Origin of the sequence: Stutzerimonas stutzeri, from assembly GCF_024448985.1 — a bacterium.
Taxonomy (GTDB): domain Bacteria; phylum Pseudomonadota; class Gammaproteobacteria; order Pseudomonadales; family Pseudomonadaceae; genus Stutzerimonas; species Stutzerimonas stutzeri_AP.
Genome location: NZ_JAMOII010000007.1, coordinates 1 through 15,465 on the forward strand (window position 1 = coordinate 1; position 15,465 = coordinate 15,465).

The 15,465-nt window shown below is 58.2% G+C and carries 15 protein-coding genes and 1 pseudogene; 7 read left to right on the forward strand and 9 right to left on the reverse strand.

Annotated elements, in window-relative coordinates:
• The 6 genes and pseudogenes from NA647_RS10275 to NA647_RS10300 all read left to right on the forward strand — a co-directional run.
• Window positions 1-301: pseudogene (locus NA647_RS10275) on the forward strand (hypothetical protein); the annotation flags it as partial.
• A 377-nt stretch (window positions 302-678) separates the two neighbouring features.
• The gene (locus tag NA647_RS10280) at window positions 679-2,019 is read left to right on the forward strand and encodes a TRZ/ATZ family hydrolase (RefSeq protein ID WP_423836466.1); all 1,341 of its coding nucleotides are present in this window, start codon (window positions 679-681) and stop codon (window positions 2,017-2,019) included.
• A gap of 136 nt (window positions 2,020-2,155) precedes the next feature.
• The gene (gene ubiG / locus NA647_RS10285; RefSeq protein WP_256050099.1) at window positions 2,156-2,854 is read left to right on the forward strand and encodes a bifunctional 2-polyprenyl-6-hydroxyphenol methylase/3-demethylubiquinol 3-O-methyltransferase UbiG; all 699 of its coding nucleotides are present in this window, start codon (window positions 2,156-2,158) and stop codon (window positions 2,852-2,854) included.
• The gene (mupP, locus tag NA647_RS10290; RefSeq protein ID WP_256057725.1) at window positions 2,854-3,525 is read left to right on the forward strand and encodes an N-acetylmuramic acid 6-phosphate phosphatase MupP; all 672 of its coding nucleotides are present in this window, start codon (window positions 2,854-2,856) and stop codon (window positions 3,523-3,525) included. Before ubiG ends, mupP begins: the two co-directional genes overlap by 1 nt.
• 74 nt (window positions 3,526-3,599) lie before the next feature.
• Window positions 3,600-4,340, forward strand: coding sequence for a YciK family oxidoreductase (locus NA647_RS10295; protein ID WP_256057601.1), 741 nt, complete (start codon window positions 3,600-3,602; stop codon window positions 4,338-4,340).
• 202 nt (window positions 4,341-4,542) lie between these two features.
• Window positions 4,543-5,472: a GGDEF domain-containing protein gene (locus tag NA647_RS10300; protein WP_256057602.1), complete on the forward strand. Its 930-nt coding sequence runs from the start codon at window positions 4,543-4,545 to the stop codon at window positions 5,470-5,472.
• A gap of 76 nt (window positions 5,473-5,548) precedes the next feature.
• Here NA647_RS10300 and rluB read toward each other — a convergent pair whose 3' ends face one another.
• The 4 genes from rluB to zwf form a co-directional block, all read right to left on the reverse strand.
• Window positions 5,549-6,682, reverse strand: a complete 1,134-nt coding sequence (gene rluB / locus NA647_RS10305) for a 23S rRNA pseudouridine(2605) synthase RluB (RefSeq protein ID WP_256057603.1) — start codon at window positions 6,680-6,682, stop codon at window positions 5,549-5,551.
• Between the two features lie 135 nt (window positions 6,683-6,817).
• Window positions 6,818-7,468 carry a bifunctional 4-hydroxy-2-oxoglutarate aldolase/2-dehydro-3-deoxy-phosphogluconate aldolase gene (locus NA647_RS10310; RefSeq protein ID WP_256057604.1) on the reverse strand — a complete coding sequence of 217 codons (651 nt, stop codon included), beginning with the start codon at window positions 7,466-7,468 and terminating at the stop codon, window positions 6,818-6,820.
• 16 nt (window positions 7,469-7,484) lie between these two features.
• Window positions 7,485-8,198, reverse strand: coding sequence for a 6-phosphogluconolactonase (pgl, locus tag NA647_RS10315; protein ID WP_256057605.1), 714 nt, complete (start codon window positions 8,196-8,198; stop codon window positions 7,485-7,487).
• The gene (gene zwf / locus NA647_RS10320; RefSeq protein ID WP_256057606.1) at window positions 8,185-9,654 is read right to left on the reverse strand and encodes a glucose-6-phosphate dehydrogenase; all 1,470 of its coding nucleotides are present in this window, start codon (window positions 9,652-9,654) and stop codon (window positions 8,185-8,187) included. The genes pgl and zwf overlap by 14 nt, the downstream gene beginning before the upstream one ends.
• Window positions 9,655-9,808: 154 nt before the next feature.
• Between zwf and NA647_RS10325 the strand changes: the two genes are divergently transcribed.
• Window positions 9,809-10,672, forward strand: coding sequence for a MurR/RpiR family transcriptional regulator (locus NA647_RS10325; RefSeq protein WP_272889636.1), 864 nt, complete (start codon window positions 9,809-9,811; stop codon window positions 10,670-10,672).
• On the opposite strand, the gene NA647_RS10330 is transcribed toward NA647_RS10325, so the two are convergent.
• From NA647_RS10330 to NA647_RS10350, 5 genes are all read right to left on the reverse strand, one after another.
• On the reverse strand, window positions 10,673-10,867 hold the full coding sequence (locus NA647_RS10330; protein ID WP_336604951.1) for a DUF1289 domain-containing protein: 195 nt from the start codon (window positions 10,865-10,867) through the stop codon (window positions 10,673-10,675).
• Between the two features lie 87 nt (window positions 10,868-10,954).
• Window positions 10,955-12,178: a maltoporin gene (locus tag NA647_RS10335; protein ID WP_256057608.1), complete on the reverse strand. Its 1,224-nt coding sequence runs from the start codon at window positions 12,176-12,178 to the stop codon at window positions 10,955-10,957.
• 227 nt (window positions 12,179-12,405) lie between these two features.
• Window positions 12,406-13,563 (reverse strand): ABC transporter ATP-binding protein, encoded by a 1,158-nt coding sequence (locus NA647_RS10340; protein ID WP_256057609.1) that lies wholly within the window; start codon window positions 13,561-13,563, stop codon window positions 12,406-12,408.
• Window positions 13,564-13,576: 13 nt separating this feature from the next.
• Window positions 13,577-14,422: a carbohydrate ABC transporter permease gene (locus NA647_RS10345; protein WP_256050088.1), complete on the reverse strand. Its 846-nt coding sequence runs from the start codon at window positions 14,420-14,422 to the stop codon at window positions 13,577-13,579.
• On the reverse strand, window positions 14,415-15,323 hold the full coding sequence (locus NA647_RS10350) for a carbohydrate ABC transporter permease (RefSeq protein ID WP_131650493.1): 909 nt from the start codon (window positions 15,321-15,323) through the stop codon (window positions 14,415-14,417). Before NA647_RS10350 ends, NA647_RS10345 begins: the two co-directional genes overlap by 8 nt.
• Window positions 15,324-15,465 lie beyond the last annotated feature (142 nt).

The following is a 15,465-nucleotide window of genomic DNA, read 5'->3' on the forward strand; positions in this document are numbered from 1 at the left end:
CTTGGGTTTTGAGAAAACCCTAAACTTGGCTCAGCAATCGCAAATCTCTTCCCAAGTAAACTCAAGAAGAGCACTCAATGATTTCTCGTTGAGTATTTGTGATGCTGATAATCTTGCTGACTACCAGTCTTACCTCACAAGCACCCACACGAATTGCTTGATTCAGTTGTTAAAGAGCGTTTCGATCAAGTCTTTCGTCTCAACCGAGGCCGCGCATTCTACAGCAGCCCTGTGTCTCGTCAAGCTGTTTTTGAAGAAGTTTTTCTTTCTTCTCAACCGCTTGCGCTTCCGATCAACCTAGCGTCTCTCGTCAGCGGGAGGCGAATCATACAGCGTTCAAACTCACTGTCAACCGCCTCGCAAATCCGCTTTCGATCAACCTGACCGAAGCCACCAACAGGACTCAATCGCCACCCTGTCAGCCCGGCGCATTCTACTTGAATTCGCCGTCCGTGCAAGCCTTAATTTTTGCTAACTTCTTGATTTACAAGAGGTTTCGCCTAAGGCCTGCGCCGGAGAAGGTGCGCATTATAGGCACTCAGAAATTCATGTCAACGGGTATTTAGCCTTAGCACCCTCGCTGCGAAGTGCTTATATATACAGTCGGCTTCGGGGTTCTCTTCATTCTTCAAACCAAGTTCGACAGGCTTTACACTGGCGCTCCTCTCAGTCCATCAGATGGAAGATATGTCTTATACGCCCGCTGACCAGCTCGACTTGATGCTGCTTCCTACTTGGCTCGTTCCAGTCGAGCCAGCGGGTGTTGTGTTGACAAACCATGCGCTAGGTGTCCGCGACGGACGAATCGTCCTAATAGCCCCCCGTGAGGACGCCGCCAAATATACCGCTAAGGAAACACGCGATCTTTCCGGAATGTTGCTAGCGCCCGGATTGGTCAATGCGCACGGCCACGCTGCGATGACATTGTTTCGAGGGCTGGCAGATGACCTGCCGCTGATGACCTGGCTACGCGAGCACATCTGGCCGGCGGAAAGCAGATGGGTCAACGAAGCGTTTGTGACGGCAGGCAGCGAGTTGGCAATCGCGGAGCAGTTGCAGAGCGGCATCACCTGTTTTTCCGATATGTATTTCTTTCCCGAAGTGGTCAGCCAACTTGTGCATAAGCACGGAATTAGAGCGCAGATAACGATTCCAGTGATGGATTTCGCTATCCCCGGAGCGCGCGACGCTGATGAGGCGCTTCGCAAGGGGGTGGCACTGTTCGATGACCTCAAGCACCACCCGCGCCTGAGCATCGCTTTCGGACCGCATGCGCCTTATTCGGTATCAGACGACAAGCTGGAAAGCATTCGGACATTGGTGGCTGAGATGGATATCGGCATTCATATGCACGTCCATGAAACCGCACATGAAGTAGAAGAGGCGCTGAAGCAGCATGGCGAGCGTCCCTTTGCCCGCCTGGCTCGCCTTCAGCTCCTGGGGCCACGCTTCCAGGCCGTTCACATGACTCAGATAGATGATGATGATATTGCCCTGCTGGTTGAGCACAACTGCAGTGTAATTCATTGCCCTGAATCGAACCTGAAATTGGCCAGCGGTTTTTGCCCGGTCGAACGTCTATGGGAAGCAGGGGTTAATGTCGGGATAGGTACCGATGGCGCAGCCAGTAACAATGACCTCGATTTGTTGGGCGAAACTCGCACTGCCGCCCTGCTTGCAAAAGCGGTCGCGAATTCGGCTACCGCCCTCGATGCCCACCGTGCACTGCGCATGGCCACGCTCAATGGTGCTCGTGCACTTGGGCTCGATGATCACACCGGATCGCTGGAGATTGGAAAGTTTGCAGATATGGTCGCATTCGATTTGTCCCGCCTTGCGCAGCAGCCCGTCTACGATCCAGTGTCTCAGCTAATCTATTCCAGCAGTCGCGACTGCGTACGCCATGTATGGGTGGGCGGCAAACAGCTACTCGATGATCGTCGGCTGGTGCGTATGGACGAAGAACGTCTAATCACCACCGCCAAGGAATGGGGGGAGAAAATCCGTTCCAAACATTGAGCCGGGTACGCTCCCACCGCTCGCCGCGACAAACTTACGTATACGAAGCGCGCCATCAGAGCTTTTTGCTGACCGAAGCTGGCGACATCAGCAACTCGGACAAGCCTCTCATCCAAGCTTTCAAACGGAACAGATCATGAGCAACGTCGACCACGCCGAAATCGCTAAATTCGAAGCACTCGCCCACCGCTGGTGGGACCGCGAAAGCGAGTTCAAGCCGCTGCATGAAATCAATCCACTTCGGGTCAACTGGATCGACGAGCACATTTCGCTGGCTGGCAAGCGTGTTCTGGACGTTGGCTGCGGCGGAGGGATTCTCAGCGAGGCCATGGCCCTGCGCGGCGCCACGGTGATGGGAATCGACATGGGCGAGGCTCCACTTTCCGTTGCCAGACTGCACCTACTCGAATCAGGCCTGGAAGTTGACTACCGGCAGATCACCGCCGAGGCGTTGGCCGAGGAGATGCCGGAGCAATTCGATGTCGTGACATGCTTGGAAATGCTCGAACATGTACCCGACCCCGCTTCGGTCATCCGGGCCTGCTACAAAATGGTGAAACCTGGCGGACAGGTATTCTTTTCGACCATCAACCGCAACCCGAAGGCCTACGCATTTGCCATCATCGGCGCCGAATACATGCTCCAATTGTTGCCGCGTGGCACCCACGACTATCGCAAGTTCATTCGTCCATCGGAACTAGGAGCTTGGAGCCGCGACGTCGGGCTCGCCGTCAAGGACATCATCGGCCTGACCTACAACCCGCTGACGAAACACTACAAGCTGTCACCAGATGTAGATGTGAACTATATGATCCAGACACTCCGGGAGGCATGATGCGTCTGCGCGCGGTGTTATTCGACATGGACGGTACGCTGCTCGATACCGCTCCGGACTTCATCGCGGTTGCACAAGCGATGCGTCTGGCACGAGGCCTCGCTCGGGTTCCGGACCAAGACGTGCGCGATGTCGTTTCCGGTGGAGCACGGGCGATGGTGCTCAGCGCCTTCGACGTTGATCCGCTATCGGATGAATTCGAAACTCTGCGACTGGAGTTTCTGGATCGCTATCAGCACCATTGCGCGGTCGAAAGTCAGCTCTACGACGGCATGTCGGAACTTCTGACTGATATCGAGCAAGCGAACCTAATCTGGGGAGTCGTCACCAATAAGCCGGTGCGTTTCGCTGAGCCGATCATGCATCAACTAGGTCTTGCATCGCGCTCTGCCGTGCTTGTCTGCCCTGACCACGTCAGCAAGAGCAAGCCCGACCCGGAGCCGATGCTTCTGGCATGTAGTCAGCTAGATCTGGATCCTTCCACCGTGCTGTTCGTTGGCGATGACCTGCGCGACATCGAATCCGGGCGTGCAGCGGGTAGCCGCACAGCCGCAGTGCGTTATGGCTACATCCATCCTGATGACGATCCCGACACATGGGGCGCGGACGTGGTTGTCGATCACCCTCTGGAACTGCGCGCCTTGCTGAATCGCACGACTTGGACCAGCTGACAGCGCTAGCCTGGCTATTTTCTTTCGATCACTATCGATGGGCAACTGCCCACATCCTTTATATGAGGCTTCAGATGTTCGAGTACTCAGCCCGCCCCGACCTGCTCAAGGATCGGATCATCATGGTCACTGGTGCCGGACGCGGAATAGGCGAAGCTGCAGCCAAAGCCTACGCAGCGCATGGTGCAACCGTTCTGCTGCTGGGTAAAAGCGAGGAAAACCTCAACCGGGTATACGACGAGGTCGAAGCCGCCGGCTGGCCGCAACCAGCAGTAATCCCTTTTAATCTGGAAATTGCATTACCGCATCAGTACGACGAGCTCGCGGCAACGGTCGAACGAGAGTTCGGACGATTGGACGGCCTGCTGCATAACGCGAGCATCGTTGGTCCGCGTACACCGATCGAACAGCTGTCCGGCGATAACTTCATGCGAGTCATGCAAGTAAACGTCAACGCCGCCTTCATGCTCACCAGCACGCTGTTGCCGCTGTTGAAACTGGCAAATGACGCCTCGGTGATATTCACATCGAGTAGCGTCGGGCGTAAAGGTCGGGCTTACTGGGGCGGTTACGCCGTATCGAAGTTCGCGACCGAAGGATTGATGCAGGTCTTGGCGGACGAGCTCGACGGCACTGGCTCAATCCGCAGCAACAGCATCAATCCGGGAGCGACACGCACCGACATGCGTGCCAAGGCCTATCCCGGCGAGAATCCGGCCGTCAATCCCTTACCGGCCGACATCATGCCGGTCTATCTCTACCTCATGGGGCCAGATAGCGCTGGCATCAACGGGCAAGCGCTCGACGCGCAGTAATAACTAGCCAGAAACGCCTGTTTCCCGTCGCAATGACAACGGCAGGCATGCCAAATTGGCATCATCCTGCCGTTTCGCTGACAGCTACCGCCTCCCGCATACCCCTCATTTTTATAAGCTCTTGATAAACATCATCTTTTTTCTTTGGCATTGAATTCGCATAGCACCTCTATCAGCGCAGTTTGCGTCCGAGGTTTCTTCCATGCTGGCAGACAAACAGAACAACACCACCGTCGATATCGGGACTGCCCGTGCAAGACGTCTGGAAATCAGCTTCAACGAAGCCTTTTCCATACCGCGACCCAACTTTTCCAGCCTGGACAATCTGGCGGCACGCCTGCAGACCAGCCTGGAGATCGATCGGTTGTGGGGATTCTTTCTGGATGAAATCCGCCACCTGATCCCGTCGTGTGCCCTTGCCTACCACCACGCTGACACCGATTGCCATCTTCAGCTTGGTGAGACGGCGGGTTTCGATATGAGCTACTCACTCTCCAATCAAGAGGATTGCCTCGGCGAACTGCGCGTGTTCAACCATGCCCCCTTTTGTGAGTGGACGCTGAGCGAGTTGGAACGCGCCATTGGCTGCATGCTGTTCCCGGTACGTAATGCGCTGCTGTATCGACGCGCCATTCAAGCATCACTCAGGGATCCGTTGACGGGTACGGGAAATCGTGCGGCACTGGAGCAAAGCCTGACACGGGAAGCCGAACTGTCCCGGCGCCATGGCCAAGCCCTGTCGGTCGTCATGCTGGACATGGACCATTTCAAGGATCTTAACGACCGCTACGGACACCAGGCCGGGGACGCCGCGCTCAGGGCAGCTGCGCTGTTGCTCAAGGAGCAGTTGCGTAACGTCGATATGGTTTTCCGGTTTGGTGGCGAGGAGTTCGTGCTCGTGCTATCCAATACTGGCCTCGAAGCAGCTGCCATCGTAGCCGAACGCATCCGAGCCGCAATCCAAAACCTGCTTTTTCTCATTGGAGAAAAACAGGTTCGACTATCGGCCAGCCTTGGTTGCGCAACCTATCGTCCGTACGAATCTCAGGAAGACTTGCTATTGCGAGCCGACCAGGCGCTTTACCAGGCCAAACGCGACGGTCGCAACCGGATCAGAGCCGCTGCTGTCTAACAAAGACATAGGATTGGCCAAACAAAAAGGGTGAGTCATTACGATCTCACCCCTTCATTGCGTCACGCTCTATTCGTCACGGACGCTTGGGACGGTCACCGCGTCCAAAACCAGGACGTTGTCCCTCGGTATTGGGCGGGCCATTGCGCTTGGCTGGCGATGGCTTGCCGCGATTGCGACCCACAGCGCTTGGGCGCTCCGCCACGGGGGTACCGCGGCCAGGTTTGCTGCGCTCGTCTGCATCACGCGGCTTGCGTGCAGGCTGGTCATCACGCAAGCGGCGTCCTTTGTCGCCGCTACTCGGCACATCAGCGTCATGGGCCGAACGCAAGACTCGTGGACGACGCTCGCCGCGACCAAGAGGCTTGGCCACCTTGCGCTGCATGCGGTCGAGCTTATCCTTGGTCTTGGCCTTCATGCCCGGCAACGCCACCGGCTTGAGACCGACCTCTTCGCTGAGGATGTCGACTTCGCTCTGAGTCATCTCCCGCCAGCGACCCATAGGGAGATCCGAAGTCATGAACACCGGCCCGAACCGTACACGCTTTAGTCTGCTGACAACGAGCCCCTGCGATTCCCACAGACGGCGCACCTCGCGGTTCCGGCCCTCCATCACCACGCAGTGGTACCAGTGATTGAAACCCTCACCACCGGGTGCCTGCTGGATATCGGTGAAACGCGCCGGGCCGTCTTCGAGCATGACGCCTGTTTTCAGGCGCTCAATCATTTCCTCGTCGACCTCACCGCGTACCCGAACCGCGTACTCGCGGTCCATCTCGTAGGAAGGATGCATCAGACGGTTGGCCAACTCGCCATCCGTGGTGAATAGCAGCAGACCGGTCGTATTGATATCGAGGCGTCCGATATTGATCCAGCGCCCCTCTTTCGGACGGGGCAAGCGATCGAACACAGTCGGACGCCCTTCCGGATCGTCGCGGGTGCAAATCTCGCCGTCCGGCTTGTTGTAAATCAGGACGCGGCGGACCACCTCGGTGGCTTCTTCGCGCTTGAGCAGACGGCCATCCACGGCGATCGCATCATGCAGATCGACACGCTGACCGAGGGTTGCGATCGTGCCGTTAACCTTGACTCGGCCAGCGGCAATCCAGCTTTCCACGTCACGGCGCGAGGCCAGGCCAAGGCGGGCCAGAACCTTCTGTAGTTTTTCGCCGTGGGCAATATGAGGGGTCGTATCTTCGTGCTCGGTCATCTAGGCACCTCCCGGTGTGGCAGTTCCGATTGAAAGGCCGCGCACTATACGCGTACCGATTCGCCAAAGCACTAGGAAGCTTAGCAGCCAGAATCAGGCGCGCACAGAGCGTGGCGCGCCGAGCGGTCAGGCGGCTTAGCGTTTGTCTAGCGCAGCTAGCGCGTCAGCCGTGGCTTGCTGAATGAGGCCCCAGTCGCCGTTCTTCAGCGCCGTGCCGTCGATCATCCAGGTGCCGCCCACGCACATTACGTTGGGAAGTGCTAGATACTGGGGGGCGTTGGCAGCGTTGACGCCTCCAGTCGGGCAAAAGCGCACATCAGCGAAGGGACCACCAAGCGCCTTGATGGCAGCTACGCCACCGCATATTTCAGCTGGAAACAATTTGAAGCGGCGATAACCAAGTGCATAACCACGCATGATGTCCGATGCGTTGCTGATTCCGGCCAGCAGCGGTACGGAACAGTTGACGCCTGCTTGAAGCAGTTCGTCCGTGCAGCCCGGCGAGACGATGAACTGCGCTCCCGCGGCTTCGACGTCATCCATCATGCGCTTGTCGAGTACCGTGCCAGCCCCTACGCAGAGGTCGGGCCGCTCCTCGCGCAACCGGCGTATGGCGGTGAGCCCATGTTTCGAGCGCAAGGTGATTTCCAGCGCGGTCAGTCCGCCTGCAGCGAGCGCGTCGGCCAGTGGCAGGATCTGCTCTTCGCTGCCGATGGTGATTACCGGAAGGATGCGCGCTTCGGTACAGATCTTTTCGATCAGTGCGTTTTTCTGGTCCATGGTCATGGAAAGTCCTCGGGCCTCAGGGGCACCAATAGATCTCTAGAGGGGAATGCAGGAATGCACGGATGGGCATTTGCATGGTTTCGAGGCGCATTGCCTGACGCAGCGTCTCCAGCTTGGACGAGCCCTGGATCGCCAGACACTGAACCCGAGCGGATGCCAGCAACGGGTAGGTCATGCTGAGGCGCTGCATCGGCGGAGTGGGCGCGAGCATCGGCAGGCAACGATCACTGCCGCTGGGCTCAAGCCCTTGTTCCAACAATGGACTGTTAGGAAACAACGAAGCGGTGTGCCCATCGTTACCCATGCCTAGCACCAGCACATCAATAGGCTGGCCGAGGTCAGCCAAACGATGATTCGCCAACTGCGCGGCCTGCTCCAGCGTCTCGGCCGGCTGATAAAGGCCAAGCAACTGCGCATCGGCCGCGGCGCTCTGCAATAGATGGCGCCGCACCAAGCCTTCGTTACTGTCGGGATCGTCGACGTCGACCCAGCGTTCGTCAGCGAGACTGACCTGCACCTTTGCCCAGTCCAGCCGACGCGTCGACAGTGCTTCGAAGAAAGCAATCGGGCTACGCCCGCCGGATACCACTAGGCTAGCGCTGCCGTGAGTATCGACAGCGTAGCTCAGCGCCCCGGCAACGCGGTCAGCCAATACCTGCGCCAACTGGTCGGGATCGGGCAGGCTATGGGCAACCACCCCCGACGGCAGTTCCAGTTCAGAGATCGCCATACCAGGACCTCCCATCACGTGTAATCAGGGCAACGGACGCTACCGGGCCCCAGGACCCAGCAGGATAAGCCTTCGGCGCATCGCCAAGGCGCGACCAGCCGTCGATCAGTTGATCGCACCATTTCCAGGCGTACTCGATCTCATCCTTGCGAACGAACAGGTTCTGATTGCCTTGCATCACTTCGAGCAACAGGCGCTCGTATGCATCCGGAATCCGCGAACTCTTGTAGGTCTCGGAGAAATTCAGCTGCAACGGCCCGCTACGAAGGTGCATGCCCTTATCGAGCCCCTGCTCTTTGGTCATGACCTGCAGCGAGATGCCTTCATCCGGCTGCAGGCGGATGATCAAGCGGTTGCTGATCAGCGAACGTTGCTCAGGCGCGAAGATGTAGAACGGCGGCTCCTTGAAATGGATGACGATCTGCGAAACCTTTTCGCCCATGCGCTTGCCGGTCCGCAGATAGAACGGCACACCGGACCAGCGCCAGTTGCAGATATCGGCACGCAGCGCGACGAAGGTTTCGGTGCTGCTTTCGGCGTTGGAGTTTTCCTCTTCCAGATAGCCCGGCACAGCCTTGCCGCCGACCGAGCCAGCCACATACTGACCGCGCACCACTTGTTTACCCAGACGCTCCGGCGTGATCGGCGCCAACGCCTTGAGCACCTTCACTTTTTCATCGCGAATGCTGTCGGCGGTGAGGTCGCTCGGCGGATCCATCGCAATCAGGCACAGCAGCTGCAATAGATGGTTCTGGATCATGTCGCGTAGCTGTCCGGCCTGATCGAAATAGCCCCAACGCCCTTCGATACCAACAGTTTCCGCGACAGTGATCTCGACGTGCGAGATGTGATGCTGGTTCCACTGCGTCTCGAACAGGCTGTTGGCGAAGCGCAGCGCAATCAGGTTCTGCACCGTCTCCTTGCCGAGATAGTGGTCGATCCGGTAGATACGCGTTTCGGGAAAATACTGCGCAACCGCGTCGTTAACCACCCGAGATGATTCGAGATCATGGCCGATCGGCTTTTCCAGCACCACACGGGTTTGCTCAGCCAGCCCGACCGCCGCGAGGTGCTCGCAGATCGCGCCATAAACCGCCGCCGGCGTAGCAAAATAGGCAATCAGCGGCATGTCGCGCGACACCGTTTCGGCCAGCGCTGCGTAATCCTCGGCGCTGCGGAAGTCCATCGTGATGTACTCCAGCCGTGCTTGAAACCGTGCCAGCGCCGTTTCGTCCAGCTGCGCAGCAGGAATGTATCGGCGTAACGCCTGATCGATCCGCTCCAGATGAGCCGAAGGCTCTCCTTTATCGCGAGAAAGCGCCAATATGCGCGTATCGCTGTTGAGGAGTCCCGCTCGATCGAGCTGGTAAAGTGCCGGGAACAGCTTGCGCAGCGCCAGGTCGCCCAAGGCGCCGAACAAAGCAAAGGTAGTTGCGTCAACGGTAATAGCAGGCATGTTTTTTGTATTAACCAAATTAGGCTGCGTTACAGGTTTTGTAAGCGCAGTTTAAGCAGATAATGTTGTCATTAAAACAACATAACCCGAATTTTTTCGCGCTTCGCATCAGCTTTTCGAAGAGTTGCAGGCGCGCGCCCTTGAAAGAAGAGACATGGATCGCATGAAAAATCTCTTGGAACAGATAAAAAATCAGCTCGACGAGCTGAACAAAGCGGAGCGGAAAGTCGCGGAGGTGATACTGAGCGATCCGCAGCAGGCCACTCGTTACAGCATTGCGGCACTGGCCCAAACGGCCAAGGTCAGTGAGCCTACGGTAAACCGCTTCTGCCGTTCCTTCGGCGCCGCAGGTTATCCCGCACTCAAGATCCAACTGGCTCAGAGCCTGGCGAGCGGCGCCGCCTATGTCAGTCGCGCAGTAGAGGCTGACGACGGCCCCGAAGCCTATACGCGGAAAATCTTCGGTAGCACCATCGCTTCGCTCGACAGCGCCTGTCAGGCCATCGATCCGCAAGCGATCAGCCACGCTGTGGATCTAATGATTCAGGCGCGCCAGATTCATTTCTTCGGACTCGGTGCGTCTGCATCCGTCGCGCTGGATGCGCAGCACAAATTCTTCCGTTTCAATCTGCCGGTGACCGCCCACAGCGACGTGCTCATGCAACGTATGCTGGCGTCGGTGGCGCATACCGGGGATCTCTTCGTGATCATTTCCTATACCGGGCGCACTCGCGAACTGGTGGAAGCTGCAACCATCGCCCGCGACAACGGTGCTTCTGTGCTGGGAATGACCGCGGCTGATTCCCCGCTGGCCAGGGTCTGCACGCTGAGCCTCGACATACCGCTACCTGAAGACACCGACATCTATATGCCGATGACCTCACGGATCATTCAACTGACCGTACTCGACGCGCTGGCCGCCGGCGTGACCTTGCGCCGGGGTGTCGACTTCCAGCCGCACCTGCGAAAGATCAAGGAAAGTCTGATGGCGACCCGTTATCCATCTGAAGAAAGCTGATCACTTCTTCTTCCTTACCTTGCCCAGCGCTTTCAGCCGCTCGGCGGCCAACACGTTGACCGCCTTGCGTTCCTTGTTCTTCATGCCCTTCCAGGCCTTCATCTCGTCTCGGCTGCGTCCACAGCCGATGCAGATGTCTTCCTTAAGTTTGCAGATACTGATGCAAGGGTTCTTCGCCTTATCGCCCAAATCCACCTCCGGGTCAGTCGAGGACTCTACCGCTCCTGCCAGTAGAAGCCCTCTTCGCCCGAAGGTTCTAACGGAATCAAACTATAGCCGTGATCAATTCCACCAGTATTCGACCTGCACACCGAAGTTCGAACCATGCTGGTCGCCACCAAAGGCTCCGGTGTCCGACAGCGCGGAGCCAGCAGCCATCAGATTGGCCGCATCCTGCGCCGCGTCGTTCCACTGGGCATAGGTGTAATACAGGCGCACCTCCGGACGAGCCCAGAACTCAGGGCCTGCCGGTGACCAGGTCGGAGCCACGGTGAATTTGGTTAGCTTTCGGGTGCCTTCCGGTGCGTCGATTTGATCATGTCCGACTTCGGCGACCAGCTTGAATTGCTCAGTCAAGGCATAGACCGGGCGCACGCCAACCGATATCCAGTCTTGATCGCCGCCGTTCTGGCGCTTGTCCTTCTGGTACACCGCCTGGAACTGCCCACCGAAACGCGGCGTCATTTGCCAGTCGAAGAACTCAACCACTCGCCAGCTCGTGTCGCTGCTGCCCAGCGTCACGTCGCCGGTATACCCAAGACCGGTGCCCGGCCCTTCCCCGTATTGAACAGCGAAGGTATTGCTGCCTCCCAGGAACCCGATCTGCTTGTGCTGCACGGTAACGGCCCAGCCACTATTGGCCTCGTCACGGTCAGGCTCGTCGATGTAGCTGACGCCGAACTCCAATTCGCCGCCCGGATTGCTGTCGAAGCCGCCGACGTTGAAATCGTGGCGATTGATGTAGTTGTCCTGGAACACGCTGTCCTTGCGTGAGAAGGCGTAGCTGTATTTCAGCCCGCCGATTTCCATATCCTCGATGCCGGCACCAGTGGCGCTCTGATTCCAGTAGTAGAAATCGGAGATGTGGATGTCATTTCGCTTGTAGAAACGACGCCCTGCCCACAGCGAACCGCCGTTGAGTGCCGGCACTTTGCTCCACTCGGCATACGCCTGCACCAACCTTGCCCAACCATGATCGCCGGTGAATTTCGGCGTATGGTCATATTCGTTATAGAGCGCAGCCATGCCTTCCACGCTCAGCACCGAACCATCGTCGAGCGTGAACAAGTCCTGCCTTAATCCAAGCTCTGCATACTGTTCGCACTCGTTGCCGAGGCGATACTTGGACGGGGCTCCAGGCAACTGGAAACAGGCTTGCGAATCGCTACCGCTCGACTCTCCGATGCCGCTGCGCACGTAACCATTGAAATCCAGTGCCTGAACGGTAAACGAAATGGTGAGACTGCCCAGCGCTACCGCGAGACCCAGGCGTGTGGTTTTTTTCATATCCGCTCCAATTAGCTCTTATTGTTGTTACTGCCGTTGGATTGAGCCGGTGAAGGCTCTCCTTTCCGACCCGCATTTCAGCTTCATGCTCACTGCGGTTCGAGTCGTCATGCCCAGCGGTGTTCGCTGCAACCGCTGGAGCGATGCATAAATAACATCTGAACGCGTTCGGCGCCGGTACGCAGACACCCCGCCACCGAGCTTTTTTCATCCGAGCGAAGTGCCACTCAGCGGGCAGCCAGCCGTGTAACCGTTCCGTTGCGCCCCGCCGCTCCATTCCCCGGCGCGACACCCAATCGCTCCCCCGTCTGCGCATCGAACAGCAGGACCTTGTCCGGCTCGAACTGCAGCGTCAATGTTTCGCCGGGGTTTGGCGCTGCGTCCGGTGCGAGGCGGCAACATACTTTCGTCTGATTGAGGCTTACGAAGATCATGGTGTCCGGCCCGGTCGGCTCGATCACCTGTACTTCTGCACGCAGCGAAGGCAAATCACCTGCGGCACCAATACCTATTTGCTCGGGCCGGATACCCAGAATCACATCCCGCCCTTCCAACGATTCGCCGTCGGCGAGCTTCAGCGGCAGTTCGCAGCGATCCTGACCGCTTTCCAGCAGCGCACTCCAGCCACCGCCCTGCTTGCTCAGACGCAGCGGCACGAAGTTCATCGGTGGCGAACCGATGAAACTCGCCACGAATAGGTTGGCCGGGTTGTTATAGATGTCCTTCGGCGTACCGAACTGCTGGACGACGCCGTCTTTCATCACCGCGACCTTGTCGCCGAGCGTCATCGCCTCGATCTGATCGTGAGTGACATAGACCGTCGTCGTCTTCAATCGCTGATGCATCAACTTGATTTCCGTGCGCATCTCGACCCGCAGTTTTGCGTCGAGGTTGGACAAGGGTTCATCGAACAGATAGATCTTTGGCCGCCGCGCCAGCGCGCGTCCCATGGCCACACGCTGCTGCTGGCCGCCGGACAGTTGCGAGGGTTTACGCTCAAGAAGGTGCTCGATCTGTAGCAACTGGGCAACGCGGGACACTTCCTCTTCGATCTTGGCCGCCGGTACCTTGCGCATCTTCAGGCCAAAGGCGATGTTGTCCCGCACCGTCATGGTCGGGTACAGCGCATAGGACTGGAACACCATAGCGATGTCCCGGTCCTTCGGACTGGCGGTACTGATGTCAGCGCCATCGACGCGAATCTCGCCCCCCGTGATGTCCTCCAGCCCGGCAATGCAATTCATCAGAGTGGATTTACCGCAACCCGAAGGCCCGACGAGGATCAGAAATTCCCCGTCACCGATCTTCAGGTCGATGTCTTTCAGGGTGTCATGTGAACTCCCCGGATAGCTCTTGCGGACGTTGCTGAGTTCGAGTGCAGCCATGGTTGTTCGTCTCCTAACCCTTGACCGCGCCGGCCGTAAGCCCGCGCAGGAAATACTTGCCGGCGAGGATGTACACCACCAGCGTTGGCAGCCCGGCGATCATCGCCGCAGCCATATCGACGTTGTATTCCTTGGCGCCCGTACTGGTGTTGACCAGGTTGTTCAGCGCCACGGTAATCGGCTGGGTATCGCCACTGGCAAACACCACGCCGAACAGGAAGTCGTTCCAAATTTGGGTGAACTGCCAGATCAGGCAGACCATGATGGTCGGGATGGACATGGGCAGCAGAATCCTGCCGAAGATCGTGAAGAACCCCGCCCCGTCCAGCCGCGCGGCGCGAATCAGGGCATCCGGCACGCTGACGTAGAAGTTGCGGAAGAACAGCGTCGTGAAGGCCAAGCCGTAGACCAAGTGCACCAACACCAACCCCGGCGTCGTGTTGGCCAGGCCGAGTTGGCCCAGCGTGAAGGACGCCGGCAGCAGAATCACCTGAAACGGCAGAAAGCATCCGAACAGCAGAAGGCCGAAGAACAGCTGCGAACCGCGGAAGCGCCACATCGCCAGCACGTAGCCGTTGAGGGCACCAAGCAGCGTGGAGATGATGACGGCGGGCACCGTGATCTTTACCGAGTTCCAGAAATAGCCCCCAACCGCATCCCAGGCCTTGACCCAGCCGATGACCGTCATCACGTCCGGCCAGGACAGCAGATTGCCGGTACGGATGTCGTCGGGCGTCTTGAAGCTGGTCAGCAGCATCACCACCAGCGGCACCAAGTACATCGCGACCGCCACCAGCAGCGTCGCGTAGATCGCCACCCGGCTGAATGTCAGGCGCTTTCGCCCTACGAGGCTAGTCATGGCGCTTGTTCCTCAGTTCCGAATAGAGATAGGGCACGACGATCGCCATCACCGCACCGAGCATGAGAATCGCACTGGCCGCGCCCAGCCCCATCTGCCCGCGGGTAAAGGTATGGGCATACATGAACATGGCCGGTAGGTCCGAGGCGTATCCCGGCCCGCCCGCCGTCATTGCGGCCACCAAATCAAAAGCCTTGATCGCAATATGCGCGAGGATCATCAGGGCGCTGAAGAACACCGGTCTCAGACTCGGCAGAATGATTCGTAGATAAATACTTGGCAGGCTCGCTCCGTCGATCTGCGCCGCCCGCACGATGGATTGATCGACACCGCGCAGCCCCGCCAGGAACAACGCCATGACGAAGCCGGAAGCTTGCCAGACCGCGGCGATTACCAGGCAATACACGACGCGGTCTGGATCGACCAGCCAGTCGAAGCGAAACCCTTCCCAGCCCCAGTCGCGCAGCATCTTGTCGATCCCGAGCCCGGGGTTGAGCAGCCATTTCCAGGCCGTACCGGTGACGATCATCGACAAAGCCATTGGGTACAGGTAGACGGTGCGAATGAAGCCTTCGCGGCGAATGCGCTGATCTAGCAGCACTGCCAGTAGCACGCCGATGACTAGGCTAATAGTGATGAACAACCCGCCGAACACCAGCAGGTTTTTACTGGCCACCCACCAGCGATCGTTGTTCCAGAGACGTTCGTATTGCGCCAGCCCAACCCATTTGTAGCTGGGCATGAAGCGCGAGTTGGTAAACGAGAGCAGGAACGTCCAGAAGATGTAACCGTAGAACCCGACCAGCACGATCAGCATGCTCGGCGCCAACACCAGTTTGGGCAGCCAGTTCTGCAAGGCGTCCAGCGGTGAGGCTTTGGTGAAGACAGCAGTTGAGCTCATGTCTGGCTCCGTGGGGGTACAGGATCCATAAAGCGGCTCCAATCGTTGTTCATGGGCACGACTTGCCCGTCACGACCAGTCGAGAGCTTGGCCGTTAGGTTCGATGCGTCAGTAAAAAAGGGCCGCCGAAGCGGCCAATACG